Source organism: Acidimicrobiia bacterium (assembly GCA_036396535.1).
In the GTDB taxonomy this organism is placed as follows: Bacteria; Actinomycetota; Acidimicrobiia; order Spongiisociales; family UBA5794; genus DASWKR01.
On record DASWKR010000071.1, the window covers coordinates 1 to 7,409 of the forward strand.

Sequence of the window (7,409 nt, forward strand, 5' to 3'; positions counted from 1 at the left end):
CTTTGTCGCGTCCAGGTGAGAAGGGACGCCGTCAGGAGACGGACGACGAGATCCCAGCGGCCCTCGCCGGCTGACCACTCCACCGCCAGCCAGAGGTTGTCGGCGTCGGCATCGAACTCGGACTCGATTCGCCAGCCCGCCAGGGGGTCCTCCGGCGACGACTCCACCCTGGTGACGAACCAGTCCCGGTGCCCGTTTCGCACGTCGGACGCCTCACCGGCCGCGAGGAGCTTGTCCTGCGCGTACATGCGCAGGGTCTCGAGGAGCCGATAACGCGAGACGACATCCTGGACGTCGACCGTGACCAGGGACTTCGAGACCAAGCCGCCCAGAACATCCACGGTCGGACGGGTCAGGCCCTGCGAGCAGACGCCCTCGACGGCCGAGAGGGTGAACCCACCCGCGAACACCGCCAGACGTCGGAACAGGATCTGCTCCTCGTCGTCGAGAAGGTCGTGACTCCAATCGACCACCGCCTGGAGCGTCTGCTGACGCTGGGCCCGCCGACGCCCTCCGCCGGTGAGGAGCCGGAAACGGTCATCGAGGCGTCCTGCGATGTCTGCCGGGCTCAGGTGCTGGACCCGCGCCGCCGCCAGCTCGATAGCCAGCGGCATCCCGTCGAGCCGAAGACAGATCTCCTCGACCGCCGACCGGTGACCGCCTTCGAGGTCGAAACCCGGCTGCACGGCCACCGCGCGATCCGCGAACAGCACCACAGCATCCCCGGCGGGATCGAGCGATGTAACGGTCAAGGTCACCTCGCCCTCCACCCCGAGCGCCTCGCGACTTGTAGCGAGCACGCGCACCCCAGGCGCACCGGCCAGGATCCGGTCGACGAGATCGGCAACGGCCTCGATGACGTGCTCGCAGTTGTCGAGCACCAAGAGCGCCTCCCGGCCGGAGAGGAACCCCACGACGACTACGTCGAGCGATTCACTCTGGTGCCCGCTCGGGAGGCCGACGACGTCACCGACCGCCCGGGCGACCTGCTCGGACTCCCCGATCGGTGAGAGGTCGACGAAGTAAACGCCATCTCCGTGATCGCCGCGCCGCTGGCGTGCAGCTTCCACCGCCAGGCGCGTCTTGCCGCTCCCGCCCACACCGGTGAGGGTGACCACCGCGCTGTCCTCCAAGCGGCGCTGCACTTCCTCGATCTCGGACGTCCGCCCAACGAACGAGGTCCGGCTCCGAGGCAGGTTGTCGGACGCTTTCGCCGTGCGAAGCGGGGGGAACTCGGTCTCCAACCCCTCGACCGCCACCTGGAAGATCCGCTGGCGCCGATCGAGGTCCCTGAGACCATGCTCCCCGAGGTCGAGCAGCGACACGCCCTCAGCGATGTGCTCCCGGACCAGCTCCTCCGTGGAGCGTGAGGCGAGAACCTGTCCTCCGTGCCCGGCATCCATCAACCGTGCCGCCAACGTCGGCGTGGGACCGAAATAGTCGCCGTCACGCTCCTCCGCCTCACCGGTGTGGATCGCCATGCGGGCCCTGATCGGCTCGCCCACCCACGACTCGACGTCCAGCCCCCGCTGGGCTTCGACGGCCGCGGCGAGGGCATCCGCTGCCTTCCCGAAGGCGGCCATCGCTCCGTCACCGGTGTGCTTGACGAGATACCCCTCATGGCGCCGGATCGCGTCGGCGACGATCGCGTCATGACGCTCGAGCGCGGAAGCCATCGACGGCTCGTCCTTCCAATGGCGCGTGCTGCCCTCGATGTCGGTGAACAAGAAGGCGACCGTGCCGCTGGGAGGTTCCACCATGGTTTCAGACCGCACTTTTCAAGAGGCCGACCGGGTGGCCCGCCACTTTCACTCGGTTCGCGGTCGGGTGCCGATCCGAACACCCGAGGCGATCACTCCAACGAGACCGGCCACCAGAGCAAGGATCACAAGCAGCTCAGCCGCGCCGATGTTGAACATGGTCGACATCCTCCCATAGGAGCGACGGCGCCGCCCCCGTGACAGATGTGCAGCAAATCCAGTCAGACCATCCGGGCCGGCAGCGCGTCGAAGACGGCGCGGTCGTGACCGGGGATGACGTCGGTGCCGGCAGCCCGCATGGCACGGAGACGGTCGAGGCTGGCGGCGTGCGCCGCAAGGTCGTGACCGAACGGAGGCAGCAGCCCACCGTCGAGCGTGGCGGTGAAGTAGGCGCAGTCGGCGGCGAGCACGACCTCGACGTGGGCGAGGCGGACACGCAGCGACTGGTGGCCCGGCGTGTGCCCTGGCGTCGCGATGCAGGTGACGAGCCCGTCGCCGAACAGGTCGTGATCCCCATCGGCCAGGGTCACGTCGTGACCGAGGCGGTACTCGGCGGCCCGGAAGCCGCTTGCGGCCGCCAGGTTGTCGTCGGCGCCTGCGGTCCACTCGTCCCGCTGAACCACCACGCGGGCGTCCGGGAGCAGTCCGAGGCCGCCGGTGTGGTCGAAGTGCAGGTGCGAGAGCACCACGACGTCGATGTCGGTGGCGCTCACACCGGCGGCCTCCAGCCGCCGGTCCACTAGCTGATCGGCGGTGAGCCCCACGTCGAAGACGAGCCCGACGGTGTCGGTGAACTCACCGGGACCGGTGAGATCAGGATGCATGCCGGTGTCGAACAGGACCGTGACGCGCCGGTGGTGCACCAGCCAGGCGGGGACCGGCAGCTCTACCGGCTCGTCGATGGCCTCCTGTTCGAACCTGCTGCGCGGAGCGATGAGAGAGCCGCAGTCGAGTGGCGAGATAGTGACGGTCACGCCCCAATGATGGCCGGGATCACGCCGCAGGGTCGGCCCGGCGTTCGGGGCCGTTCGACGATCGCACCGATGGGTCGCATTCTGGCTGGCCCGGAAAGCCCGGTAGCGGACGTCGACGACATGCCGGTCGGGCGTCGCTTCGACATCGAGGACGAGGCCTGTACAGCCGTCGTCTGACAACGCGATGACCCAGCCAGCCAGCGGGGGCAAACATCGGGCTGGGGCTGATGTTCCCCCTGGGTGCTTCGTGGTCCCAGCGATGTTGCCCTCAGTGGGTGGCGCTTGCGGCAGCTCCACCGTGCCCGACCGAATCAGGTCAAGGACGAACGAGGAACCTCAGCTCACCTAGCAGCGCCAGATGCAGGCCGGTCGAGGGGACCCTCGATGCCGGCTATCGACGCGCCTCGACGTTAGGTGGCACTGCCACGATACGTGCCGGTGCAGGCGAAGGGATCGGGGTGTTACCCAACTCCGTCACCACCGAAGGGGTCAGGCCTCGATGAAGGCCACGTTCTCCAGGCGACAGGCTCGGAGGTAGCCCTCGTCGGACTCCAGCTCGACGTGGTCGTCGGCGCCTCCGATGACTCGGCCCATCCACTGCTGACCGGAGGTTGTCACCAACCGGATGGACCCATCGGGCGGCCTCGACACCAGGTCCCGGAGGAAGCCCTTCAGAGACAGGCCACTGGGGCCGTCGGTGCGCACCGGAGGCGCCTTCTCAGGGATCACGCTGACGCCGGCTATAGCCGCGAGGTTGACGTGCCGGACGGCGGTGCCGACCTGGACCTGAACGAGCGACTCGCTTGTCGACAGGGGATGCCCCTTCACAGTCACGTCGCCGACCTCGAGGACGACGAGGTCGCCGTCGAGCATCGCAGCACCGATCACCTCGCCGAGCGTCCGTGTGTTCCGCTCCACCTGAGCTGCTGCCTCTTCTGCCTCGCGCAGGATCTCGCGCTCGTCGAGGCGACGGCGGAAGTCATCATCGGGATCAACCTGGTCAGCGCTCATCAGTCCGCTCCTGTCACCCTTGATCGTGCCACCGACGCACCACGGAGTGAGGGAGTCAGGCCTGCGACGAGCGCTCGTCATCCACGCCGATGACAAGAATCCGGGCCCTCGCGAGGCGAACGCGAGAATTCCGCTGACTGTCAAGGTCACCAACGTGCTCGTCGGGTTGAAACCCCGCAGACCGTGGATGACAAGGACCTGCGGCCTGGAGCCGTGGAACAAAGTGGACATGACCCGAACGTCCTCTTCAGTTCGGCAGCTTCTCCACTGCCGGACGCCTGCCTCAGCTCAGCCTGGCCGCCGAGGACCCGTTCGGGGCGAGCTGCAGCTCATCCCTCCCGCATTGTCGGCGATCGGGAGCGACCTTCTGGGATGGTCGATCGCCCACGCCCGGACCGAATCCTCGGGGGGATGTCCCGGCTCGATATGGGCGGAGTTCTGGGATACCAGTTGCTGGTGCAGTCGAGTGAGCAGCCGCTGATCGGCCGTGCCGGCGGATATCTCGCAGCAGAACGTTGGCCGTCTCGGACCGGCGCGTGCCTGGGACGGACGGTCAGCCGACGATGGCTGACACGTTGCGGGGTGCGTAGTGCTCGAGGAGCACGACCATGCTGTTCGTGCTCACCGAGGCTGGTCCCAGATCCTCGAGCAGGGTGGCGGCGCTGCACCGGTCACCTGCGATCGCGGCCCGTGTGCCCTCCGCCAATCGGATGTCGTTCGCCGAGAGCGGGTGTCTTGGACTCGCTGATGCCGCAATCCGAGCCGTTTCGAGGTGCTGGTCCGCGGCGGCATCGTCGCCCGCCGCGTGGGCGGCGACGGAGGCGAGGATCGCCGGAAGGTGGCCGAACAACGCGGGGCCTTTGCCCATGCGCGATTCGGCGAGATCTCGCGCGCGTGCGTTGTCCCCGGCGAGGTGGTGGGCGAGGGCCAGGTCCTCGGCGAGCGAGAAGGTTGCGTCGTCGTCGACCGACTCGGTCAGTGCGGCTTCCAGGAGTTCGCGAGCAGCGTCGTGGTCGCCGCGGAAGAGGAGCGCTCGTGCCTTCTGGCACTGGGCCATCGTGCGGATCCGGTCGGTGTCGGCGGTGACGTGGTGGAGGGCGAGGTCTGCGTAGCGCTCCATCGAGTGTCTCTCCGCAGGCAGTCGTGAACAGATGCTGGCGAGCGTGGCGTACCCGACGGCGGTGACCGGGTGTCCGGCAGGGAAGTTCTCGATCAATGCCGCCAGCCGTCGGAAGTGGCTCGTGACGTGGGCGAGGTCCCCGTCGAAGCGGTGCATGTACACGAGCGACGCGGCCGCGGTCGCGATCCGTCGACCCGGGGGGTACGACGACTCGATGTCGATCGCGACGTGGAACCATTGATCGAGCTCGTCGAAGTGGGCGCCGATCATGAGCAGGCCACTCATCGACGCCACGAGGTCGGCGACCATCTGGAGGTGCATCCGCTCGGCGGACCACTCGACGGCGAGCAGCAGATCGCCGTGCGCACCTTCCAGTTCCTCGGCGGTCTGAGGGCTCAACAACCGCTGGTCCCAGGGGACTCGATCGAGCTGGGCGAGGCACCAGTCGGCGTGTGCGTCCCGTGCTGCGACCTCGTCGTTGCTTCCAGCCAGGCGTTCACGGGCGAAGAGATGGATGCTCTCGAGGAACCGGTACCTGGTGGCGGCGCCGGTGTGCTCGGCGGCCAGGAGGGACTTGTCGACGAGGCCACCCGTGGCGGTGACGACGTCCAGGTCGGAGCCGCAGCACGCTTCCGCTGCAGTGATGTCGAACCAACCACTGAACACCGCCAGGACCCGGAACACCGCGCGCTCCTCGTCGGAGAGCAGGCCGTAGCTCCAGTCGATCGTGGCGCGAAGGGTGCGGTGCCGCTCGGGGCGTCCCTCGCCCGACGCCACCAGGAGCTCGAAGCGCCGGTCCAGACGGGCGAGCAGCTCCGGCGCGGAGAGGTGTGACATCCGGGCCGCGGCGAGCTCGATCGCGAGAGGGAGGCCGTCGAGACGACGGCAGATCTCCAGTGTCGCGGCCCGCTCGGAGCTGTCCGGCGTGAAGTCCGGTCGCGCTGCGGTTGCTCGTTCGGCGAAGAGCACCGCGGCATCGGCGGTCACGTCGCGGTCGTCGACGGGAACGCGAAGCGGACCGAGGTGCATGACCCGCTCGCCGGCGAGACCGAGTGGGGCCCGGCTGGTGGCGAGGACCTGCACGCCGGGACATCGAGCGAGGACGGATGCGACGACCGGTGCGGCTGCGTCGAGCACGCCTTCGCAGTTGTCGGCCACGAGGAGGATCTCGCGATCGTCGATGTGAGCGAAGACGGTCTCCAGGGGGTCTGCCGGGGCGAGCGCGTCGCCGCTCGCTCCCAAGCCGTCGATGATGGCCGTGACCACTGAGACCGAGGTCCGGGCCGTGGACAGGTCGCAGAACGCGACGGTCTCTGGTTCGAACTCTGCCGCGATCGCCTGCGCGAGGCGCGTCTTGCCTGCACCCCCGAGCCCCGTCAGGGTGACGAGGCGGTGGTCGTCCAGCGACGAGCGCAGCTCCGATCGCTCCCGGTCCCGACCGACCAGACGGGCGGTGGGGAGCCATCGGTGCCGGGCCGAAGTGTGTGCCGGCTCGGCGCGCTCTTCTGGCACGAGGTCGATCCGTTGATGGAGGAGATCCTGTTCCAGCTCCCTGAGACGGGGTCCGGGCTCGACTCCGAGCTCCTGGATGAGCTGGGTCCTGGCCCGCTGGAACGAGCGCAGTGCGTCGGCCTGGCGACCGCTGCGGTAGTGCGCCAGGATCAGCATTCGCCAGAGCTCCTCTCGGAACGGATGGACCTCGAGTAGCTGTTCGAGCTCGCCGACGAGTTCGGCGTGGTGACCGAGGTCCAGGGCGGCTGCGCACCGTCCCTCGGCGGCGCGGAGTCGCAGCTCCGCCAGCCGTGACGATTCCGTGTCCAGCGTCGTGGTCGACGCGCAGCCACTGAACGGGTCCCCCCGCCACGTCGCCAGGGCCTGTTCGTAGAGCTGCAACGCACGGCTCGGGTCTTCGCGCGCTGCCGTGCCGCCGTCGTCGACGAGCTGTTCGAAGCGCCGGGCATCACTCCCTGCGCCACTGAGCTGGTACCCGCCGGAGACCGTCGACAGCAGCTCCTCCGGGATCGACTGACGGAGACGCCAGATGTAGGTCTGGAGCGTCTTGCGCGCCGACGACGGCGGGTCCTCGCCCCACAGCCCTGCGATGAGCCGTTCGTGCGTCATCGGTCCGTCGGCGAGGGCGAGCAGGGCGAGCACGGAGCGTTCCTTGGGGCCGCCGACTTCTACGTCGGTGTCATTCAAGGTGGCCCGGAACTGGCCCAGTAGCCGGATCTGGAAGTGCGCCGCTACCTCCAGCGCCTCTGCGGCGACGACGAAGACACGCTCTGGCCGGTCGAGATCACGGAGCGAGATCTCGCCGATGTCGTGCAGATGGTTGTTCTCCGGGAGCGCTTCGGCGACGAGCGCCGCCGTCGCCTGGCTGAGGACCACGTCGCCGCCACTGGAAACGCTTCGCAGGCGAGCGGCGCGGTTCACCACCGGTCCGAAGTAGTCACCGTCTCGCTCGACGGCCTCGCCGGTGTGCACGGCCATCCGGGTGGCGGGTCGCACTGGCACGGGCCACGCCCCGGACCGGAGTTCGTGCTG

Annotated in this window: 4 protein-coding genes; all 4 read right to left on the reverse strand. The window is 68.6% G+C overall.

The genetic code is table 11. The features are described 5' to 3' along the window. The coding region (locus VGC47_13485) for an adenylate/guanylate cyclase domain-containing protein (GenBank protein ID HEX9856320.1) at positions 1-1,760 on the reverse strand (1,760 nt) is incomplete at its 3' end. Between the two features lie 221 nt (positions 1,761-1,981). Further along, positions 1,982-2,734: an N-acyl homoserine lactonase family protein gene (locus tag VGC47_13490; GenBank protein HEX9856321.1), complete on the reverse strand. Its 753-nt coding sequence runs from the start codon at positions 2,732-2,734 to the stop codon at positions 1,982-1,984. A 489-nt stretch (positions 2,735-3,223) separates the two neighbouring features. Continuing rightward, positions 3,224-3,745, reverse strand: a complete 522-nt coding sequence (locus VGC47_13495) for a hypothetical protein (GenBank protein HEX9856322.1) — start codon at positions 3,743-3,745, stop codon at positions 3,224-3,226. Between the two features lie 553 nt (positions 3,746-4,298). Continuing rightward, positions 4,299-7,355: a BTAD domain-containing putative transcriptional regulator gene (locus tag VGC47_13500; protein ID HEX9856323.1), complete on the reverse strand. Its 3,057-nt coding sequence runs from the start codon at positions 7,353-7,355 to the stop codon at positions 4,299-4,301. Positions 7,356-7,409: the final 54 nt, after the last annotated feature.

Bases quoted from the DNA above. Each gene is read 5' to 3' on its own strand.
- VGC47_13500 (HEX9856323.1), bottom strand. From the start codon at position 7,355: ATGGCCGTGCACACCGGCGAGGCCGTCGAGCGAGACGGTGACTACTTC.
- VGC47_13495 (HEX9856322.1), bottom strand. From the start codon at position 3,745: ATGAGCGCTGACCAGGTTGATCCCGATGATGACTTCCGCCGTCGCCTC.